Annotated in this window: 15 protein-coding genes; 10 read left to right on the forward strand and 5 right to left on the reverse strand. The window is 52.4% G+C overall.

The window, feature by feature from the left end; all coding sequences use genetic code 11:
* Positions 1 to 10: 10 nt before the first annotated feature.
* Positions 11 to 777 (reverse strand): IS1 family transposase gene (locus tag AC1S52_RS27560; protein ID WP_482032248.1). Its coding sequence is split into 2 segments (ribosomal slippage): positions 11 to 340 and positions 343 to 777, totalling 765 coding nucleotides; the frame shifts between segments, so codons are not numbered across the junction.
* 112 nt (positions 778 to 889) lie between these two features.
* Between AC1S52_RS27560 and AC1S52_RS27565 the strand changes: the two genes are divergently transcribed.
* Positions 890 to 1,237: a hypothetical protein gene (locus AC1S52_RS27565; RefSeq protein WP_482032249.1), complete on the forward strand. Its 348-nt coding sequence runs from the start codon at positions 890 to 892 to the stop codon at positions 1,235 to 1,237.
* 115 nt (positions 1,238 to 1,352) lie between these two features.
* A complete protein-coding gene (gene cysK, locus AC1S52_RS27570) occupies positions 1,353 to 2,327 on the forward strand; it encodes a cysteine synthase A (protein WP_482032250.1) in 975 nt (324 codons plus the stop codon).
* A gap of 10 nt (positions 2,328 to 2,337) precedes the next feature.
* On the opposite strand, the gene AC1S52_RS27575 is transcribed toward cysK, so the two are convergent.
* The gene (locus AC1S52_RS27575) at positions 2,338 to 2,607 is read right to left on the reverse strand and encodes a hypothetical protein (protein ID WP_482032251.1); all 270 of its coding nucleotides are present in this window, start codon (positions 2,605 to 2,607) and stop codon (positions 2,338 to 2,340) included.
* A gap of 237 nt (positions 2,608 to 2,844) precedes the next feature.
* On the opposite strand from AC1S52_RS27575, the gene AC1S52_RS27580 reads away from it, so the two are divergent.
* Positions 2,845 to 3,171, forward strand: coding sequence for a hypothetical protein (locus tag AC1S52_RS27580; RefSeq protein WP_482032252.1), 327 nt, complete (start codon positions 2,845 to 2,847; stop codon positions 3,169 to 3,171).
* A 335-nt stretch (positions 3,172 to 3,506) separates the two neighbouring features.
* On the opposite strand, the gene AC1S52_RS27585 is transcribed toward AC1S52_RS27580, so the two are convergent.
* Positions 3,507 to 6,119 carry a CHAT domain-containing protein gene (locus tag AC1S52_RS27585; RefSeq protein WP_482032253.1) on the reverse strand — a complete coding sequence of 871 codons (2,613 nt, stop codon included), beginning with the start codon at positions 6,117 to 6,119 and terminating at the stop codon, positions 3,507 to 3,509.
* Positions 6,120 to 6,171: 52 nt separating this feature from the next.
* Between AC1S52_RS27585 and AC1S52_RS27590 the strand changes: the two genes are divergently transcribed.
* The 6 genes from AC1S52_RS27590 (at position 6,172) to AC1S52_RS27615 (ending at position 12,499) form a co-directional block, all read left to right on the forward strand.
* Positions 6,172 to 7,437: a sigma-70 family RNA polymerase sigma factor gene (locus AC1S52_RS27590; RefSeq protein ID WP_482032254.1), complete on the forward strand. Its 1,266-nt coding sequence runs from the start codon at positions 6,172 to 6,174 to the stop codon at positions 7,435 to 7,437.
* The gene (locus AC1S52_RS27595; protein WP_482032255.1) at positions 7,437 to 8,597 is read left to right on the forward strand and encodes a DUF1822 family protein; all 1,161 of its coding nucleotides are present in this window, start codon (positions 7,437 to 7,439) and stop codon (positions 8,595 to 8,597) included. Before AC1S52_RS27590 ends, AC1S52_RS27595 begins: the two co-directional genes overlap by 1 nt.
* Positions 8,598 to 8,714: 117 nt before the next feature.
* Entirely contained in the window at positions 8,715 to 11,120 is a 2,406-nt protein-coding gene (locus AC1S52_RS27600; protein ID WP_482032256.1) for a CHASE2 domain-containing protein, read from the forward strand.
* A gap of 48 nt (positions 11,121 to 11,168) precedes the next feature.
* The gene (locus tag AC1S52_RS27605) at positions 11,169 to 11,924 is read left to right on the forward strand and encodes a DUF928 domain-containing protein (protein WP_482032257.1); all 756 of its coding nucleotides are present in this window, start codon (positions 11,169 to 11,171) and stop codon (positions 11,922 to 11,924) included.
* 114 nt (positions 11,925 to 12,038) lie between these two features.
* Positions 12,039 to 12,224, forward strand: coding sequence for a hypothetical protein (locus AC1S52_RS27610; RefSeq protein WP_482032258.1), 186 nt, complete (start codon positions 12,039 to 12,041; stop codon positions 12,222 to 12,224).
* 80 nt (positions 12,225 to 12,304) lie between these two features.
* The gene (locus AC1S52_RS27615; RefSeq protein ID WP_482032259.1) at positions 12,305 to 12,499 is read left to right on the forward strand and encodes a choice-of-anchor Q domain-containing protein; all 195 of its coding nucleotides are present in this window, start codon (positions 12,305 to 12,307) and stop codon (positions 12,497 to 12,499) included.
* A gap of 30 nt (positions 12,500 to 12,529) precedes the next feature.
* Here the strand turns inward: AC1S52_RS27615 and AC1S52_RS27620 are convergent, their stop codons facing one another.
* A complete protein-coding gene (locus AC1S52_RS27620; protein ID WP_482032260.1) occupies positions 12,530 to 15,637 on the reverse strand; it encodes a two-partner secretion domain-containing protein in 3,108 nt (1,035 codons plus the stop codon).
* A 138-nt stretch (positions 15,638 to 15,775) separates the two neighbouring features.
* On the opposite strand from AC1S52_RS27620, the gene AC1S52_RS27625 reads away from it, so the two are divergent.
* Positions 15,776 to 16,609: a S8 family serine peptidase gene (locus tag AC1S52_RS27625; protein ID WP_482032261.1), complete on the forward strand. Its 834-nt coding sequence runs from the start codon at positions 15,776 to 15,778 to the stop codon at positions 16,607 to 16,609.
* Position 16,610: 1 nt separating this feature from the next.
* Here AC1S52_RS27625 and AC1S52_RS27630 read toward each other — a convergent pair whose 3' ends face one another.
* A complete protein-coding gene (locus AC1S52_RS27630) occupies positions 16,611 to 20,276 on the reverse strand; it encodes a hypothetical protein (RefSeq protein WP_482032262.1) in 3,666 nt (1,221 codons plus the stop codon).
* Positions 20,277 to 20,518 lie beyond the last annotated feature (242 nt).

Raw genomic sequence — 20,518 nt, forward strand, 5'->3', positions numbered from 1 at the left:
GGTAGTGCCATTAGGTAAAGGATAGGGAAAAATCAGTCATCTGCTCGCGTTGTAATTTCTCTCGAATCTTCTGGTTGTAGTGATGGATGAAGTTCCAAATCGCACCAATGTGATTTTCGAGCTTCTTAGAAAATGACAAACTCCGTCGCACTAACCGGGAGATGCGCTGACGCAACGTGTTATTCAATCGCTCAATATGACTCGTTAAACCCGAATCTTTATCCACCGCAAAATGCCGTTTGCTGGGCAGTACACTCCCATAGGCTTCCCAATGGTCAGTGTAGATGCGCGCATATTGGCGGTAAAGGCGGGGCAGTGACTGCCACAATTGCTGTGGGCCGATTCAGTAGAACGGTCTCCCACATGACACCCGATAATTTCACGACTGGCTCTATCCATCGCCAGCCAGACCCACTGTTTATTGCCCTTTTCATCCACAAATGACCACAACTCATCCATCTGCGCCACCAGTCGAGTTGTTGGTTTGTCCACCACCTCGGCTTTCTGAGGAACCTCGCTGTAGCACTCATTCACGTACTGTTGCAACCAACTCTCGGACAAGTGCAGCACTCGGGCAATGCCTGCGAGTGGAATGCGTTCGAGCAACAGGCGATCAATCAACGCACAGGTGTCTTTGTCTTTCGGTTTCCATTGAGGATTCTCCACAAACTGACGACCACAATCGCGGCACTTGTAGTTCTGTTTACCTCGACGGGTGGTGCCGTTTTTCATGATGTCATCGGAACCACAGGTCGGACAGAGGAGATACGGCTTCATGATGGATTAAGGCTGGGAGTAGTTGCACAATCAGGGCTGATCTATCATAGCGACTCTAATTTTCTCTACCCTTTACAAAAGGGCACTACCGCCGTTTTATCTGAAGCAACTGGTGAATGCAACCGCATCGCAGAGCGGATTGGCGATCGCCCTCGCGACCTTATTCAGTGCAGCCAGCGCAATTGCTTACAAGCAAATCAAGGCGCGATTGTCATTTATGGGCATTTACGCGATCGCATTTCTGACAATGGCAGTTGGCTACCTCGTCATCAGCCTTTCGCCGACTTACATCATGGTTTTAGTAGGATTAGCCATTGCTGGAGGAGAGCTAGGTTTGCTGATGCCCAATATGAATGTTTGCTTAACCTCAGTGACTCCGGTCAGTCTCAGAGGACGACGTTATCCTACCGTTAAAAAACGCTTCACTAAACCCAAAGCGGGTGCCAATAAGTCTGCTTAATCTCTTTCTTCCTTAATGGCTTCGGCGTTGCTCAATCCCTGCTGCGGTTTGGGCTATTTCCCCTGCCGTTAGTCTAAACTTCAGTTACAAAACACAAACTAATTTAGAATCAGATATGTTCATCTACTCCGACATTACTGAAATCACTGGTTGCACACCGTTAGTCAAGCTGCAACGCTTACCCCAGCAGTTTGGCTGCGTTGCCGAAATTGTGCTGAAGCTAGAAGGCATGAATCCGGCGAAGTCTGTGAAAGATCGGATCGCCGTCAGCATGATGCTTGAAGCAGAACGAGTCGGGCTGATTCAACCCGGAATTTCAACGATCGTGGAAGCAACCTCTGGGAATACTGGCATTGGATTAGCCATGGTGTGTGCCGCCAAGGGCTATCGCCTGATTTTGACGATGCCAGACAATATGAGCCGGGAACGACGGCAAATCGTGCAGGCGTATGGAGCAGAGATCATCTTGACTCCCGCCGCCGATAATATGCAAGGGGCGATCGCCCATGCGAATCAGCTACTGACAACCCTGCCCCACGCCTTTTCGCCCCATCAGTTCAGCAATCCTGCCAATCCCAAAATCCATTACGACACCACTGGACCTGAAATTTGGCAGGACACCGATGGACAACTCGCCGTATTGGTCGTGGGTGTAGGGACGGGCGGCACCATCACAGGCGCTGGACGCTATCTCAAACAGCAAAATCTCCATCTCCAAATTGTTGCGGTCGAACCCGAAAACAGTGCCGTGCTGAGTGGCAAACCTGCGGGTGAACATAATTTACAAGGCATTGGCGCAGGTTTTATACCGGATGTCTTGCGAGTGGATCTGATTGATGAAATTGTCACCGTTACCGAAGCGCAAGCTTACGAGACAGGACGACAATTGGCGCAAGTAGAAGGCATCATGAGCGGCACTTCAACGGGCGCAGCGGTCTATGCAGGGTTGCAAATTGGGCAGCGATCGCACTATCAGAATCAACGCATTGTGATTATCCAAGCCAGCGCTGGAGAACGCTATCTCAGTACAGCCATGTGGCATCAAGGTGAGCCTCTAGGACTCCCACGTCTTGAAGCCGTCGGAAATTGAATCGCCTAGCTTACCAGCAATACAACGTTTTTCCTGCCTTTTCGACAACAATCATTTGGATGGAAGACTTGATCTGAGCGATCGTCGTTTGTAACCTACAGTGCTCTTCGTCAAACCGCCAAGTGGTTGCATAGTCCTTACAGTTGATTACCAAAGTATCGGATGTTGCAAAAGCATAAATTACACCATCTTTATTTAAACCGCTGAGTGCCAGAATTTGACAACCGACTTCTTGAGCAAAAGCGACTTGTTCTAATAAAATTTCTGCGATCGGATTCATTTTTAAACCTCGATTTTCATATCAAAATTTGACCTTCCAATACGAATGGAAAATCTAAGGATTGAAAGGAATTGAAGAGACGACTCGAATCAGCCTGCGAGCCGAGGTTGCTTGTTTATTCCAGAATTAGAAGGGACAGAATAGAAATTCCTATCTATTTTGTATCCTATTTTACAGACAGATGAAATGTAGTTAACTTTAAAGAAACTTAAGAAAGTTGCTCTAGCCTGTGATGTAATGACTGATCAATCAAAAAAAGACTGGCAAACCTGCGATCGATTCCTGGAACTCCACTCGCGCTGGATGACACTGATCGGTGAACACCTGCAAGACCACCGGGGCGAAATCTTGGAATACTGGCGGATTGAGAAAGCAAATTCAGTGATTGTTCTACCGATCCAAGGCAATTGCATCTTACTTCCATCCCCCAGCTACCGTCCTGGAATTGGACAGGTGACGTTAGATTTTCCCGGTGGTCGGGTGCCAGCGGAACAAACACCTGAACAGGCGGCGATCGCGACCTCACGGCATTGGGCAACCGATAAGCAGGAGCAATTTCTGTAAAGTTCATCCTAAACTAATCCCTCAAATGTCCTTCCTACTGGCTTCTCCCACTTTAAAGGTTTTCGGATAGGCTCTACGCGGCGTTTTTGGCTGGCATGTGAATCTGGTTGTTGGTCGGTACAAGTTTCATCTTTGAACTTCACTCCCCTTTAGTCATACACTACAAATAAACATCACTTGGAAGAACGCACTATTTCCATTGATCAAATGACGGGTATTCAAGCGTTGGAACGTAAAGTTAAGATCAACCGATGCGCCCTGGTCTAGTAGGGATCTGTAAAACTGAAGCCTTTTGGAGAGTGCATCCTGCATGGCAGTAAAGCGATCGGAGTCTTCTATAGCCAATTTCCTAACAGCACATAGGGTGCCCAGTAGCGGGGATGGCGAAATTGGGGGTGGCGCAGTAGGGCGAGTTGGGCTTGCCGTAACGCTTCTGCTTTTGAAAACCGACCCGTTATCAGTTGCTGATAGAATTGCCCAATCAATTGCGAACTCGATTCATCATCGACGCTCCAGAGAGTTGCCAGAGTGCTGCGTGCGCCTGCCTGCACAGCAACTCCTGCCAAACCGAGTGCTGCCCGTTGGTCGCCTTGAATGGTTTCGCAAGCACTTAATACTAGAAGTTCAATTGGAATTTCACTGAAGTCCTCTCGTTGTTTAAGAATGGAGCTTAATTCGTTGACTTTAATGGGTCGATCCCAGGCAAGAATAAATGTCTCTGCTGCATTTGAGCTAAACTGTCCATGAGTTGCTAGATGCACGATCGGGTAGGGGAGTTGATTCATTTGCGTTTGTAGCTCAGTCGTCGTAAAGGTTTGATTTAGCAATATGCGACTTGTGACTTGAGATTGAATTTTTTTGAGTTCTGAATTGACGAAAGATAAAGCGCTGAAGCCATGCCGCTCTTCGGTTAGACCTGCTGCCAGCGTCTTGAAGCCACGTTGCTGTAGGGGTTGGGGATTAAGCAGGCGGAGGCTGGGAGAAAGGGCGATGTTATACCACTCGATCAGATATTGATCTCGATCGCGGAGGGCAGCGATCGGAATGTTGCGCAGTGATCCATCCAGAACAAACACCAGAGTTTTGATCGAGGCTGGCTCTAGTTCGGGTTGGAGTGGGGCAATCAGCCAATCGAATAGTTGTTGTCCCAGTTGCCGTCCTTCGGGAGTCGTGAATGGTTTTTCCAGGGTTGTGCGAAATTGGTTCAGCGTGGTTTCGAGTTGGGCTTGGGAGACGGGAGTGCTAAAGCGGCGTAATGGTCGATCGGGCAATTTGAGGATAATTTCGAGGCGATCGCCCAGAATGATGGGGTAAATCACGGCGGCATCGGTTTGCTGAATCGCCTCTAGCGGGGTGGTCTGCTCTTCTAAACAGGCAGTGCGGAAGAAGTTATCCAGTTCTGCGACCCGCAACGATTCAATCACGAGTCGGGCTTGTTCTAACTGGGCTTGAATGAAGGGCTTGTCCTGGGAATCTGCTGCCGTTTGCAGCAATAAATCCACGTACTCTCGATAGACTGGCTCGACACTTTCGCGAAACGAAAATTGCACATCTGCACTCGTGGCGACCAAATTGCCGCGCAGGGTTTGCAAGGTTTTAAACGCTGCCTCATAGGTTTGTAACGCCGCAGCGGGCTGCTGTTCTGCCTTAAGAATCCGCCCCAGTTGCCATTGCCAGCGGTAGGCAATATCGGGCGCGTTGATGGATTGAGCCATCAGCATCGCTTGCTGGGTCAGCGATCGCGCCTGAGTCCATTGCCCGGTGCGCTCGTACACCATACCTAAATAACCTGTGGCATAAGACTTGGCGCGTAAATCATCAAGCTGATTCGCCTGCTGGATGGCGGTTGCCAGGGTTTGGGCAATCAGGGGATAGCGGGCAGATTGCCGCGATGTGTTTGCCGCAGAAAATAGGGTTTGAGCAAAGTGAATCCGAGCGTAGATGGCGGCACGACTTGCGGATAATTGCTCAAGCTGAGTTTGAAGGGTTGAGATTAAAGCCTGGGCATCTGCCATTTGACCGGATTCAACCAGGAGGCTCAGTTGGTTGAGTTGGGCTTGCGATCGCCGCAGTAAGGATGGAGTTGCGGCTGCCTGTTGATACCAGCGCAGGGCTGCTGGAATCTGCTTTTGAGCGCGGGCAGTATTCCCTAAGCTGAGGAGAATGGCGCTTTTTTCTAGGTTCGCCGCAGGCGCAGAGGCGGATTGATCCACCCATCCCAAACTCTGCTGCAAGACTCGTTCAGCCGCAGCACTATCGCCCAATAACAGCAATGCGTTGCCCAAACTTCTTAATCCCAAAGATTTCAGGGCAGGATCGGGTTGCTGCTGGAGTTGCTGCTCGATTTCCGTCAGCGATCGCTGCGCTCGGAGGAACAGTCCCAAGGCTTGCTGTGCCTGAGCCTGGTTGATTAAATTACCGATACGGCGCGGTTCATCTCCAACTTTGGCATACAGGGAAGCGGCTCGTTGCCAGGTGGCTAAGGCGACTTCGGTTTGTCCCTGGGCGTGTTGCAGGCTGCCCAAGGTGTTGAGAGCTTGAGCCAGAAGCCGCGAAGCTGGAGGGCTGGAGGCAGATGCTTCGAGCAGTTCTAGACTTGTAGATATAGCATTTTGAGCCGCTTGCAAATTGCCAAGTTGGTGGTAAGTCAAGGCAAGATAGCTGAGGGCGAGGGCTTGATGGGGGCGATCGCCTTGCTGTTGAAAGGCTTGGGCTGCTTGCTGCCAAACTGTTTGGGCTTGAGCAAATTGCTCTTGCTGGTAAAAATCACGTCCCTGTTGCAGTTGGGCAAGGGCGGTGGCAGCGGTTGGGCTGGCGGCATTGAGACTGGGCGTTTGGGCGTGAGCCTGCCAACCGGCACGGGTGCAGGCAACTCCGAAAAGAGCTACACTAACCGCTAACCAAGCCCAGTTTGCAATGAATTGATGTAACGTTGAGGTCTTTTTCATCCGCTGCTGTTCCTGTCTACGATTCTGCCCCCGCTGTTTATAGATAACAGGTATGCTTCCGCGCCGGACACTTTTGGAACGATTCACAACATTTGTGCAGTTTGCCCATGATCACTTTAGCCATTGGGCGATCGATGCCCGCCTGAAGCGCAGCATGACCCAGGTGCTAGCAGCCTATCCCCTTGCAGAAACGCCACCAGATTCGGGAGAAACCTTTTGGGTGATTTATTGGCAGCAGCAGTGGCGATCGCAGCAGGCAGCCATTTCCCCGGTGAAATCCAATGAAGCCAAGGCAACTTCTCCAACGGTGCAGCAGTTCCCGCTCCATCATCTTGCCGCCTATTTGCAGGAAACCTGTTACTGGGTAGCGCATCATTCCAATACGGCGTTATTGAGTCAGCAATTCCATCTGGCAGACTATTTTCAGATGGCGATCGTCGTACTTCCAAAAGTCATTCAAGGATACACGCCTGAGTATGGAGCGAATCTGAAGACCTATGCCAACTTGTGTTTTAGTCATGCGATCCGAGATGCATTACGACACCAACGCGAAGCCGATAGCCGCTCCGATTGGGGTTTATTGCGGAAGTTGAGCCAGAAGCGATTCATTGATGGCTTGCAACAGGCTGGATTATCAGGCGACACGATCGCAGCGTATGTCCTGGCATGGAATTGTTTTAAGCTGCATAGTGCCCCAACGACCATTGCAGCAACTCGATCGCTGACAACGCCTGATCGCACCACCTGGCAAGCCATTACCGATCGCTATAACCAACAACGTCCGGCATCCGCCAGTGCTGCCACTCCCACCCAACTAGAACAATGGCTGACTCAATGTGCCAAATATGCCCGCCACTACCTGCATCCTCCGACAACATCGTTGAACCTGTTGCAGGCTGACCGCACGGACGAACTCCAAGACTCGATCGCCGCTGACACTGAGGCTTCCCCGCTGACCGCCCTGTTAATTCAGGAAGAATTGCAGGCACGCCACAGGCAGCAAACCCAAATTTATCAAGTGCTGACGGGCGAAATCGCCCAACTCGACGCATCCATGCAAGACTTACTCAGGCGCTACTATGTCCAGCAGCAAACTCAGCAAGAAATCGCCAAACAGTTGGATTTGAAGCAATATACAGTTTCGCGCCGCCTGAGTCGTATCAAAGAACAATTGCTGTTGGCGATCGCCCATTGGAGCCAGGAATCCCTGCATATTACGCCGACCTCGACCGCAGTAAAAGCCATGAGTGTACTGTTAGAGGAGTGGCTAGAGGCGCAATATCAACCCGCCAACCACGCTCCCAAGGAGGCTTCCTAATGATTGGATTAGAAACGACCCGGACATGGTTGGAGATTTCCCCCACCCGGTTGCAGCAGAGATGGCAGGACTGTCAGGCGATCGCCGTACCGGGGTTGCGCTGGCAGTCTTTTTTGAATCAGATTTGTTTAGATACTGTCCTGGAATGGCTGGAGGAGCGATTTGATCAGGCTCCTGAGATCGCCTTTCCCGCGATTCCTGGGTTGTGGACCCTCGTGAATGGGAGTGCTGTCAGGCTGGGAACCACTCGTCTCATTTGTATTCCCAGTGAGGCGATGGATCAAGACGAATTGCGCGTTCCGCAAGAATGGGTTGACCATCCCGATTGGGTGGGGGATTATTACCTGGCTGTGGAAGTGGACATCGAAACGCAAGCGCTTCAGGTGTGGGGATACAGTACCCATCAAACCATCAAAACTCTGGGGGTTTACGATCCCGGAGATCGCACCTATAGCCTGGATGGTAGTGAAGTCATCCAGGATCTGGTCGTGTTTGGGGTGATGCAACGCTTGCCATTAGAACTCACCCGCTCCGATGTTGCCCCCTTACCCGGCATGACGGCGGCACAGGTGGGAAACCTGCTGCAACAATTGAGTGATCCAGCGATCGCACTGCCCCGTCTGGAAGTTTCGACTCCAGAATGGTTGGGGTTGCTTTCGCAAGAGCTTTGGTTACGGCAGTTGGCGGAGTCGCGTCAGGTTCCCGCTCATCCAACCCATTCCCCCATTCAGTTAGGTCAGTGGTTGCAAGATATCTTTGAAACAGGTTGGCAAACCGTGGAAGCCGCCTTTCAAATCGATCCATTGGCAGTAGGGTTACGCCAACAACCAACCCCGTCTGCCCCAGGAATTAGCCGGGTTAAGTCGATTGCCTTAGATGCAGAAATGCTCCCTCTACGTCTGGTGCTAACGGTGGAGTTAGAACCGGATACTCGCCGCCGCATAGCGATTCAGGTATTTCCTGCCCTTGGAGTTGATTATCTGCCAGCTCAGTTACAACTGGAGCTAAAAACGATCGCGGATGAGGTGATTCAGTCTGCCAATGCCAGTGCCGAAAGTCACTATCTCCAACTGCGTCCCTTCAAATGTGCGGCGGGTCGAGAGTTACGGTTGCACATCAGCATCGGCGATCTCAGCCTGACCGAGACGATCTTGTCCTAGTGTTGCAAGCACTAAATTTTGCAACATGGGGGTTTGGGGGCTTCGCCCTCAAGAAGGGGTGGAACCCTTTCACCCCTGACAAAACTTTCGTTTTGCTGTACTAGTGGGGTGAAAAGGGTGAGTCAACTGGTTGTCCTCAATCTCGGTCGGGGTGATTGTCAGCAGGGGTTTCCGCTGGTAACCGTCCAACTTTGGTTGAAAGACAGTCTCGCCCCCATGCAATTGACGGGCAGCTTACCCGCAGCCCCTGAGTTAGACGCACTCTATGGGCGCTGGCAAAACCTTTATACGGCTCTGTATGCCCGTCGAGGCTGGCGACGCACACCCGAATTAGATGCATCGCCGCACTTGCCCAGAAATCAGTTAAGCAATGACTTTGAACTGGACGCAGATGATACCTTTATTGCCGATGTTTCCGAATCCACTTTCACAAATCTGTGTCAGGAACTTCAGACGCAACTCAACCAATGGCTGAATACGGAGGCATTTCGTCCCATCGATCGCCAACTCCGGACTCGCCTGAGCATCACGGATGAAATCCGCGTCATCATTACCGCCACTGATCGTTCCGTGTTGCACCTCCCCTGGCATTTGTGGCAACTGTTTGAAGACTACCCCCGCGCAGAATTAGGATTGAGCCTACCAGAATATACCCGATCGCTGAAAACGAATCAGCCTAATACCTCTAATCAGGTACGCATACTCGTCATTTTGGGCGATAGTCGTGGCATTGAGATTGAAACCGATAAGCAACTATTAGCCCAGTTACCCCAGACTCAATTATCCTTTCTCGTTGAACCCACGTTAGAGGAAATTCAGCATCAGCTTTGGCAACCCGGTTGGGATATCCTCTTCTTTGCCGGACATAGCTCCAGTCAGGGAACTGGAACGATTTCAATCAATGCCACCGAGCAACTCACCCTGGCACAACTCAAGTTTGCCCTGAAGAAAGCGATCGAGCGAGGCTTAAAACTCGCCATCTTCAACTCCTGCGATGGACTCGGTTTAGCCTGGGATCTGGCAGATTTACAGATTCCCCAGGTGATTGTGATGCGTGAACCGATTCCCGATCGAGTGGCGCAAGCCTTTCTCAAGCATTTCCTGGTTGCCTTTGCCAGTGGACAGACATTTTATCTCGCGGTTCGAGCCGCCCGCGAACAACTCCAAGCCTTAGAAAGCGATTACCTCTGCGCTACCTGGCTGCCAGTGATTTGTCAAAATCCTGCCGAACTGCCCCCCCGTTGGCAAGACCTGCTGGGAACGGGCGAGACCGTTAGTGCAGAAGTGGCAAGCCATCCGCCGTTCAATATCCAACGTCCGCTGTCGGCTGTTTTTCCTGGTGCTTTCTGGCTGCTCACCAGTGTTGCTGTCGCCAGCGTGATCTTAGGCTGGCGCTTTCTTGGTTGGCTGCAACCCCTGGAACTGTGGGGGTTCGATCGCCTGTTGCTGTTGCGCCCCGCCGAGTTGCCCGATTCCCGGTTGTTGATTGTCACCATTGATGAAGCCGATCTGCAAGCGCAGGACTCGACGCAACGACGGGGTTCTTTAGCGGATCAAACCCTGGAGCAACTGTTGAAAACCTTGAATCGCTACCAACCACGGGCGATCGGGCTAGACATCTATCGAGATTTTCCCGTCAGTGCTCAAACCCCAGGATTGACCATCCAACTGCAACAAACGCCGCGGTTGGTGGCAATTTGCAAGAGCCGTGATGCTCAGTTTGATCCCTCCGGTATTGCGCCCCCACCCGAACTTCCCGAAGCCCAAATTGGCTTTAGTGATTTTCTCACCGATTCGGATGGTGCCGTCCGACGGCAATTGCTCACTCAGTTGCCCGATCCAGCGTCGCCCTGTACGACTCCTTATGCGTTCAGTGCTCGTCTAGCCTTTCGCTATCTAGAGGTAGAAGCGATCAAGCCGCGCTTTAATCCAGCCGGACATTTGCAACTGGGAGCAACGGAGGTGCAGCGGTTAGAAGCTCGAACGGGCGGATATCAGCTTTTAGATGCGCGTGGCGATCAAATTCTGTTGAACTACCGCACAGTGCGATCGGCTCTGGCGATCGCGCCTCAAATTTCGCTCACCCAACTCTTGCAAGGTCAGGTGAATCCGGAGGCAATCCGCGATCGCCTGGTACTGATCGGAGTCACTGCAACCAGCAGTAGTGATCAATGGGCAACTCCATTTAGCCTCGATCCGAATGAGAACGTACCGGGGGTTGTGGTGCAGGCACACATGACCAGTCAATTAATTAGTGCTGTGTTGGATCAGCGTCGGCTCATCTGGACCTGGCACTGGTTGGGTGAAACGGTGTGGATTGTGGGCTGGGCAATCGTGGGAGGCATGATCGTCTATTGGGTGAGATCGCGCGTCTATCAAGGATTGATTCTGGCGATTGCAATCGGGCTGCTCACTGCCTCTAGCCTGATATTACTCATTCAGGGTGGCTGGGTGCCCTGGATTCCGGCTGGACTGTCTCTGATTGCAACATCTGGTATTCTGCTGATAAAAGAGAAAGTCTGAAACGAATCTTTTCTGTCTCTTTGAACAAATCAATTTCAATGGTGATTCATGAAAAAAATTACGTTTTTAGGGACAACCATAATTCTCAGTGTAAGTCTAACGTTAACGACTCCATTGAGTGGGGCAAACCCTGGCATGGCTCAATCGTTGGAGTCTTCCCAAATTGTGTTCAATGATCCAAAGCCACCCGATCGCGGCTCCCCCTCAGGCAGACGGCGCGGAGGAGCCAGCCGCAAAGGTCCCTGCGATCGCTATCGTCCTTTGGCGGCATTGGTGCCCAACCCACAAGCGATCGTGTTTGCCAATACGGTGAGTGCCCATCCCACGTTCTGGCTCTACATCCCCGAACCGCTCACGCGGGAAGCCTCGATCGAATTTGCGCTGCTCGATGCGGAAGACTCGCAAGCCGATTACACCTACAAAACAACGCTTAAATCCGCTGATGTGAAATCAGGACTGGTGCGGCTCTCGGTGCCCCCAACGGCTTCGCCACTCGCCAAAGATAAACTCTACCTGTGGACCTTCACCCTGGCGTGTAATGCCAAACCTGCGGATGCGGTGTTTGTTCAGGGCATCATTCAACGAGTGAGCTTAACACCCCAGCAGGAAAACCAGTTAATGGCGCTGTCGCCGCTAGAACGGGCAAAATTCTATGCCGCAAATGGGATCTGGCATGAAGCCCTGGATACTTTAGCGGTGCAATATCGCCTGAATCCTCAACAAGCCCAACTCTCAACCCTGTGGAAGAGTTTGCTGCAACAAGTAGGATTACAGGATCTGGCAGCAATGCCTTTGGCAAACTGATGCCGTTGCATAAGTTCATGGGTTGCCCCGCATAACAGCATATCGGAAGTCAATTCCCTACCCTCCGTTCTGAAAGAAGTTCCATGATGCTGTTTGCTGGCTTGAACTTTGCCTATGCCGAAAAACAGCACGATCGCCTTCAACATCGCCGATAGTCAAAATACGCGGGTAGGGAATGGGGGCGGCATTTTTGTGGGTACTAAACGACTGGAGTTGCAAAATACGATCGTCGCCCGTAACGTGGATACCCCCCACAATGGTGGTTTGGAGAGATCCATGCTGATGTCTCAGGGACTGTGATCGAGGCTGGGAGTAATGTGATTGAGAACAACCCTGGCGCATCGGGATTCAGCCGCAGTCACTTAGTGGAGACAGCAAACTTGCCCATAGATCCACAACTCGCACCGTTAGCCGATAACGGCGGTTTTACCTGGACTCATGCCCTTTTGCCTAACAGTCCAGCCATTGCCGGAGCCGACCCCAGCGATCGCACCCCCAAGACCGACCAACGCGGCACGCAACGCAACCCGATCGTCGATATCGGTGAACTTGGGCGTAACGTCCTGATTCAATAACGGGTGTTAGGCTGCGAATGATGGGCTGGCTCATTCAGGCATACAGTGGATCGCTGGACTGCCGACGGCATCAGGCGATCCGGATGGAGCACTGGCGATTAGGATCACGCTACCATCGGGTGATACTATCCAACCTTGCGTTTCGACGATCGGTTCGATTTGCGATTTGCGATTTTGGAATTCGTCTGTCATCCCTGCTCCTTTACTCCCTTGCTCCCCTGCTGCCTCGATCGGTGCTAAATCTTGCCAGATGGCATCGGCGACGATCGGATCAACGGGATTGCTGGGCACCCCTCCCTGTCCGGTATTTTTGAAGCTGCTGGCGCGGCTGGTAGCACGGCATCCTTGAGCGAGGGGTGGTTGACTAAAGTTTGTTGGGAGTTCGATCGCGGATTGCACGGGATCAATCCCTAGGGTACTGATGGAAACATTTCCAGCTAGACCAAATTCAGAACTGGCAGTGATGTCGCTCAAGGGCGTGACGGCGGAACGAAAGGCAATGCCAAAGATGCCCTGGGTGGCGATCGCAATATTACCACCCCGCCCGCTAAAAGCATTCGCCGTAATATCACTATTTTCAGTCGGAACGGCAACAATGAATCCGGCATTGAGGCGAATGTTGCCACCATCTCCATTGCCTTGAGCTGTGCCAGCCGTGGTCGAAATGGTACTCCCTTGACGTAATAGTAAGATGTCACGAATGCTCAAATTAATGTTGCCACCTGTATTACTAACGGTTTCAGCAGAGATGGCGGCTTGATTATCTAAGGTGAGTCTATCTGCTTGAATTTGAATATTTCCACCTTCACCGCGTCCCTGACTATCCACTGAGATACGGGATCGATCGCCAAGCATAACGCTCCTTGGGTCGATCAAAATATTGCCGCCGTTGCCTGTTGAGCCGATGGCTGTGTTGGCAAAGAGTCCAGTGTCAGACCCCATAAGCGCTAGATAATCGACCACATTTAAAACAATATTGCCCGACTGACCGCTACCAAACGTAGTGGTACGGAACTGTCCGCCGCTATTAACCAGAGCGGTATTGGCATTGACAGTAATGGTGCCACCGCTAGCATTTGTCTGGGTTTGAGCATCAATGAAGGCGCGATCGCGCACCTGAAACTGGTTGGTTGTGATCACAATATTACCGCCGGAACCAATGATATCCTGACGCACCGCTGACCGCGCATTGGAACTAATGCCACCACTGCGAGAGCCAAGCACACTACCCTCGCCAGCCAGCATGACTGCTTCTGTTGTAGCAATCCGAATCGTGCCAGCATTGCCCTGCCCAAAGGTGTTCGTGCTGATCTGACCCCCACTGTTGACCAAGAGCGATCGCCCCTGAAGCGTAATCCCTTGAGCATTTCCCACGGCTCCTGGCTCCACGGTTGCCAGAACTCTACCACCCCGGCTCACCTCAATGTCAGCCGCCGTTAGCACGCGAATCTGCCCCGAATCACCGCGACCGATCGTACTGGCAAACAGTCCTGCACCCTGATTGGCAATCAACAGTGAACCTGCTTGAATCTCAATATCGCCCCCACGCCCAATTGCAGTATTCTCCAAACTGCTGAAGATACCACTGGGATTACCATTACGACTCTCTCCAGAGATCGTCGCAGCCCCTTGCACTGTAACCCGCACCGTTCCGGCGGTGCCGCGCCCAAAGGAGCTTGCCGCCAGTTGGGCACCATTGGTCAGGGAAAAGGTGTTGGCAGTAATCTCAATGTTGCCGCCATTACCGATGCCTGGGGTCGCCACCTGACTGACCACAGCACTGGGAAAATCCCGTTGTGCGCCGCTCCCATCCAGTGCCACCGTATCTGCTCTAATCGTGATGCGTCCGGCATCGCCTTGCCCAAAGCTGCTAGAGATGATCCGTCCACCACTATTGATAAGCAATGAGTCAGTGGTGATGACGGTATCACCACCATTGCCAATTGATCGAGGAGCCACGGTATTGAATAGACTGCTGGTATCGCCACTGGAAGGCAAACTCTCCACAACGACACGATCGGAGGCATTAACAATCAGGTTGCCTCCCTGCCCCTGCCCAAAGACTGCTGTACCAACTTGCACCCCACCCGAAAGCACCAGCGATCGCGCGGTGAGGATAACATTGCCAGCACGCCCCAGAGCATTAAAGTAAACGGTATTGAGAATTTCAGTTCTGCTGCCATCCGCGCGAATTGTGTCGATCGCATCAAGGGTAATATCCCCTGCCTGACTATCCACGGTTCCCAAACCCCTGGCGATCCCAGCGGTTAAACGACTACCGCCTGCTAGAGTGACGTTTTGAGCATGGATCGTGATGCTACCCCCGTTTTGCGCCCATGTTTCCACAACTGAACCGTTGGCGATTGTGACATCTGCACGGGCTAGCGTATCGGGGAAACTGAGACGAATCTGTCCCCCGGCTTGGCTCAAACCGATCGTACCAGCACCCGCAACAGCTCCCAGTTCAACCCGTCCGCCGCGCCCCGATCGCACTCCCACAACGCTGCGATTGAGGGTAAGCTCTCCACCCGCCAGAACCAAGCTCTGCCCCTGATTCACCGCTAAAATGCCCTGTGACAGAAGGCTACCGGGTGGCGTGCTGCCATACTGCAAGCCCAGCGGCACATTCACGGCTAAGAGTGACGGAGCCTGGGGATTGGTGGCACTGAAGGCAAACCCATTATCAAAGATCAGGCTGTTGGCGGTGCTGGCGATAAAGGAACCGCGAACATCCAGGCGCGCATTAGGACCAAAAAGAATGCCATTGGGGTTGAGAAAAAAGAGATCGGCACTGCCTAAGACCCCCAACGTGCCCAAAAGAGTTGAGCGAGTCGTACCGGTGACGCGACTGAAGATGCGCTCAACGCCAGCCGGATTGGCAAAATAAACGCTTGCGCCATTGGGAATATTGAACGTTGAGAAGCTATGGAACAAATTAGCGCCACGCACCGCACCACCACCAATAACGCCCCCCGGTGTAAGGGTAGATTGTGCGGCACCCAAAGATGAATCGGGGATGATTTGGGCGATCGCAGTCTGATTCTTCCAATCCCATTGGCAAGGAAAAACCCCGCCGCCCCAAACAATCCAACTACTGACGAAAGCTAACCCCATTCGATCGCGAAAAGTCATCTGCATTGGCATCTCATCTGGAGCAAGAGTGTGTTCAGTATACTCCTATCTAAATTCACAGAAATTTCTGCCCTGATCCCATCCGTAACGAGAAGGGCGATCGCAGGCTAAATTGTTGATCGTGACCTACGATCCTTAAAACCTATGGACAACCCAACCACTTTTGGTAGCAATGGCGCAAGTTCTGCTGAGGGGGTCGTGGCGCTAGTTGATACGGGGGTGAATGCGGCTGAGTTTGGCGATCGCGTGGTGTTGCCGGGGGTGAATTTTAGTCGGGAAGGGGCAAGCGATGATGTGACGGATGGGGCGGGACACGGAACCGCGATCGCCCAAGCGATTCTTGCCCTTGCGCCCAAGGCTCGGATCTTGCCCATCAAACTCATGGATCGACGGGGACTGATGCGCCGGATGAGTGTCTTGGATGATGCCTTTGCCTGGATTGGGGCACATCAACAGGAATTCACCATTGGCGTGGTGTGTGCGGCTCTGGCGGATACCAGTCATCAACGAACGGATGAGCCTTACCGGGACAGTCCGTTGCAACGGGCGATCGCTCAGTTACGGGCGGCAGGTATTCCCACGGTGGCGGCAGCGGGCAACTGGTATCCGGAACAGCGGCATTTCCATCCCCAGGGCATGGCATATCCAGCGATTTTGCGGGAGGTCGTAAGTGTGGGAGCAGTCCAACGACGGGCTGAGGGCTGGCAATTTGCGGCAACCAGTCAGCGATTACATCCCAGTTTGGCGACTGGATGCAGCACGACACTCCTGGTCGAACCCGATCAGCCAGCGGAAACCAGTGGAGCAGCGGCGCGAGTGGCGGGATGCCTGCTTTGCTTAAAAGCGACCTATCCTAATGCCACGGTCGATGAGTTGCTGCAAAGACTAAACCGCTTCTCCCAACCGATGGTCGAGAAAAGCGGTCTAGTCTGGTCAATTACGGATGTGGATCAACTGGTGCGATCGCTGTCCGTGTAAACTAGCCCTCCAGCGTTACCTTTAACTCTCCAGCACTCATGGCGCGAACAAAGTCGAGCAAGAACGCTAACCGTCGTCCCTCCGAGCCAATCCCTAACACAATCAATTTGGTTTTGGGGTCTTTAATCAAACGCGAGGACGAGATTAGCGCTAAACCTGATCGATCGAAGACCTGCTTGGTCCAGGTGAAGGAGTTGAGCAGATGATACTGGGGTGTTTCCGATCGCCGAGTTTGATCCGTGATAAAACCAAAGATGATCGTTTTCAAGATCAACTGAGAGGTGTAGCAACACGCTTCGATCACAGCACACACCTTGTCAAATTTAGCCATCGTTTCGGTAGTCGTTTTTCCTGCCTTATTGAGTCCTTTGGGCACAACCAGAACAACTTGGTTCATCAGATGCAATCCAGCCACTGAAACAACTGCCAGTTCGGTACTATCGATCGCGTGTCCTTTGCTGCTGCCCAGGCTACCGGATAGTTCCTGGAAAAAGCCCAAGCCAGCGATACCGATGTTAAACAGTTGTCCGAATGGTCCATAGGATGGAATAGCGGAGCCGGTTTTACCCAGTTCTAACGCCGCTTTGATCGTGCAGTAATTGGTGTAGATTGGAGCGCAATAGGCAGTCACCAAACCGGCGATCAAGGAGGCTCGTCGCTTGAGATCGGAGGAGTCCTGCGCGACCAACCCCCGCATCGGCAACACGATCGCTTCTCCTGGTTGCAGTGGGGCTTCGCCAAACATGATTTTGTAGGTCACAGTGGCGGGAATAGAAGCCAGCAACATGATGCCGTCGATCAGGCTGAAGGAAGTGTTGATGTTCGATCCGGGCGCGATCAGTTTAATCAACTTTTCCAACGCTGGGAAGCGCACCTTCAGGAACATCACATCGCGCACCACGCGGATGAAATCACGCAGTAGATCGAGCGATCGCAAAATCAAGTCGCGCAATCCGGTCAGCATGCCCTCCAGTGCCGTCGCTCCCACCATCACCACCAATTCCTTCAAGGTATCGACGCTGAAATCGGAAAGTGAGGGCATTTGATGGTCGAAAATATCCATCAGATTAGTTTGAATCTGATCCCAGCAATTCAACAGGTTACTCACCTGATCGCTGAGCAAATTCTCGGTAAAAGCGGTGATCGCATCCCCCGCAGTATCCAGGGGATTCGCCCCTTCAAACTGAATCAGTTCCGCCATCAGGTCTTTGAGTTTGTCACTGACCCAGGTAAAGGCGGCGCTGCCCGTCACCTGCTCCATGATCTTCTGGTGCGGCGATGGAATATCCCCCAAGGCGCTGATCAACTTTTTGCCGACACTGGAAGGTTTCCGCTTCTTATCCGAGATCGGGGCAGCATCATGCCACGATCGAATTTGCTTCAATGCCTGATCAAAGCCATCTTTCACTGGTTTTTTGAGATCATCGACCGAGTCCATGATGTTATCAAACACATCATCGGTACAATTCACCATCGCCTCTCGCACCAGCAAGATATCATCCCAATCGAAGGCAAATTTGACAAACTCCCACACTTTCTCAGCCGCCACTTTAATCTGTTCCCACAGCCATTTGAAGAGTGATCCGGCTTCTTCCAACTTGGTTAGAACAAAGCGCTTGACTTTGCCATAGATCTCGCAAATCACCTCAAACTTCTCTTTTGCTTTTTGCACCACGACTGCCAAACCACTCGCAATGCGACTGGGTAATCCTTCAAAGAAATCCATGATATTGTTGCCCAGATTCGTAAAGAATCGAGAAGCACTGTTGCTGGCGTTGAGCAATCGGTTAAACACGCTGTCGTCTGCTAAATGAACGCCGGATGCATTGACTTGAATGCCCCAACGGTAGCCATCAGGCATTGTCTCTGGGCGCAGGGCTGAACTGTACACATCTTTGACCTTGACCTGGCGCACTCCTTGCACGACTCCAGTGGTGGAACGGGTAAGACTGGCGGCTTCTCTGAGCACCGTGGTCATGGCTTCGATCTGTGGGCGATTGGCAGCCGTGAGCAACTCCGCTGGCAACAAAGGCTGATTACCGCTGGGGGTGCGGATGCTGGCATGGAGTAACTCATCGGTGGTCAATGATTCAAAGCGTTGATGCATGGATGCAGCGGGATTGATATCAAACGCACCCTCAACGCCCTCGATCGCACAACGGTAGACGGCTGGAGTTAGGGACTGGACGCGATCGAGCAGTGACACACAGCCATTCTCATCAGTTTCAGTTGTGGCGACAATCGCCGGACCAATGAAGACCGCTGCTTTGTTGAGCCGAACACTCGACAGCACTGATGCTGATACGTTCACCCTGACATTCGGACGGGGAACGCCAGATTCATCCAGCACTCGGATCATCGTGCCGTAGCAGGTGACACGGGTCATTTCAGAGGGGTTGTCTACCAGGAGAGGCGCTTCCTGCCAGACACCGGAGGGGGCATCTTGCAGCACGAAGCCAGCCCGAAAGTCGTTGTAGATCACCAGTACGGAAGTGTGGGTGAACCGATCGCCCGCAACGGGTGCGATCGCCTGCACATTTCGACGTAGAGTCAGGGGGGATTGCCAGGCGTTTTCAGCATTCCGCTGCACTACATTGAGATCACCCGTTTGCAGTAAAGCCCACACCACAGCCCGACCATTGGCGCGATCGCCAACCACAATATCTTCCACATTGGGCGCGGCTTCGGCACTCACCACTTGCACCACCTCAGCTTTCTCGGCATTATCGAGTTCGATCGCGGTGATCAGTTGAATCCCCTGCCCCGCAATATACAAATCCGAGCCGTCCTCACGGGTCATGGCTGACTCTAATACCGTGGCACCCGCCGGGCAGGGTAAAACGACCACAGGGGGATTGGTTAGGGGTTTGCCCTTGGCATCGTACTCCGGAAAGGGACGAAACGCCAGCACCCGCGCTCCCCCACTTATGCCAAGTTGGTGAATGCCACCGCCATAGATGGGATGCACCCCCACTTCAAAATCAAACAGCGTCTGGAAGGTGACCACGGGGTTAAACACAAATGCTGTGGCAAAGGTTTGTTTGTTCGTGCTGCGGAGGAGATACAGCATATCGTTTGGTCCCCGATCGCCGGCGACGACGATGGTCCAGATGCGATCGCTGGGGGTTGTGCCTTCCGCTAAGACTCGAATTCCTTCGATGCGGATATGCTCACGGGTGCCACAATCGATCCAGGCAATGTGTTCCCAATCGGTTTCGCGGCTGCTCAGGTTGTATGCCACCAAAAGCCGACTGCGAGACTGACCGGAGCCATCATCGATAGCTACTGCCAGCGTGATGAGATCGTCCTCTGTCCAGCCAGCCCCGATCGCTTGTACTTGCGGATCATTGCCCACAAAGCGACTGAAGCCAGGGCTGAGATCAATTCGTTGCCAGCCACTACTGACAGCTTCAGTTTGTCGCACGAGAGATAGTTCATGATTGCTGCTGATGGTGAGAATCATGGGAGTCACGACCGGCTGTTTGAGATCGGGAATGGCGATCATCCGGCGTTGAAACCGTCCGTGGGCATCGGGATCGGCTAAATCCTGCCGTCCAAAGGTTTGAGACGATTCGTAGTGATCAATCACATCGGTGCCAACGGTGAATCGAACAGGGCGACCATCGGTCGCGATCGCGGCAAGACTAGCAACATTTGGAGTTTTCATGATTGTTGGGATAAGTGATAAAGAACTGAATTAGAGCGGTTAAAGAACTGGGTAAAGAAATCGGATTTCTGCTTTGGGCTGGCGCAGTTTCATCGAGCATCTCAACGAGAAATCCGATTGCTACGACACTAGGGAGGCGTTGCTGAATAGAAGGATGATTTTTGTGCTCCAGCCCTTTGCAGCCGTCAGCCTAGCCCTCTCCTGAGGGAGAGGGAACAAGAGTTGTAGCGCCCTTCTCCCTG

The sequence above is a fragment of the Kovacikia sp. CALU 1929 genome (genome assembly GCF_056784235.1).

What these genes read in the sequence shown, in the direction of transcription:
- AC1S52_RS27575 (WP_482032251.1), bottom strand. Translation starts at nt 2,607, where the DNA reads ATGAATCCGATCGCAGAAATTTTATTAGAACAAGTCGCTTTTGCTCAA.
- AC1S52_RS27605 (WP_482032257.1), top strand. Translation starts at nt 11,169, where the DNA reads ATGAAAAAAATTACGTTTTTAGGGACAACCATAATTCTCAGTGTAAGT.
- AC1S52_RS27595 (WP_482032255.1), top strand. Translation starts at nt 7,437, where the DNA reads ATGATTGGATTAGAAACGACCCGGACATGGTTGGAGATTTCCCCCACC.
- AC1S52_RS27630 (WP_482032262.1), bottom strand. Translation starts at nt 20,276, where the DNA reads ATGAAAACTCCAAATGTTGCTAGTCTTGCCGCGATCGCGACCGATGGT.
- AC1S52_RS27590 (WP_482032254.1), top strand. Translation starts at nt 6,172, where the DNA reads ATGCTTCCGCGCCGGACACTTTTGGAACGATTCACAACATTTGTGCAG.
- AC1S52_RS27610 (WP_482032258.1), top strand. Translation starts at nt 12,039, where the DNA reads ATGCCGAAAAACAGCACGATCGCCTTCAACATCGCCGATAGTCAAAAT.
- AC1S52_RS27585 (WP_482032253.1), bottom strand. Translation starts at nt 6,119, where the DNA reads ATGAAAAAGACCTCAACGTTACATCAATTCATTGCAAACTGGGCTTGG.
- AC1S52_RS27580 (WP_482032252.1), top strand. Translation starts at nt 2,845, where the DNA reads ATGACTGATCAATCAAAAAAAGACTGGCAAACCTGCGATCGATTCCTG.
- AC1S52_RS27625 (WP_482032261.1), top strand. Translation starts at nt 15,776, where the DNA reads ATGGACAACCCAACCACTTTTGGTAGCAATGGCGCAAGTTCTGCTGAG.
- cysK (WP_482032250.1), top strand. Translation starts at nt 1,353, where the DNA reads ATGTTCATCTACTCCGACATTACTGAAATCACTGGTTGCACACCGTTA.
- AC1S52_RS27620 (WP_482032260.1), bottom strand. Translation starts at nt 15,637, where the DNA reads ATGCAGATGACTTTTCGCGATCGAATGGGGTTAGCTTTCGTCAGTAGT.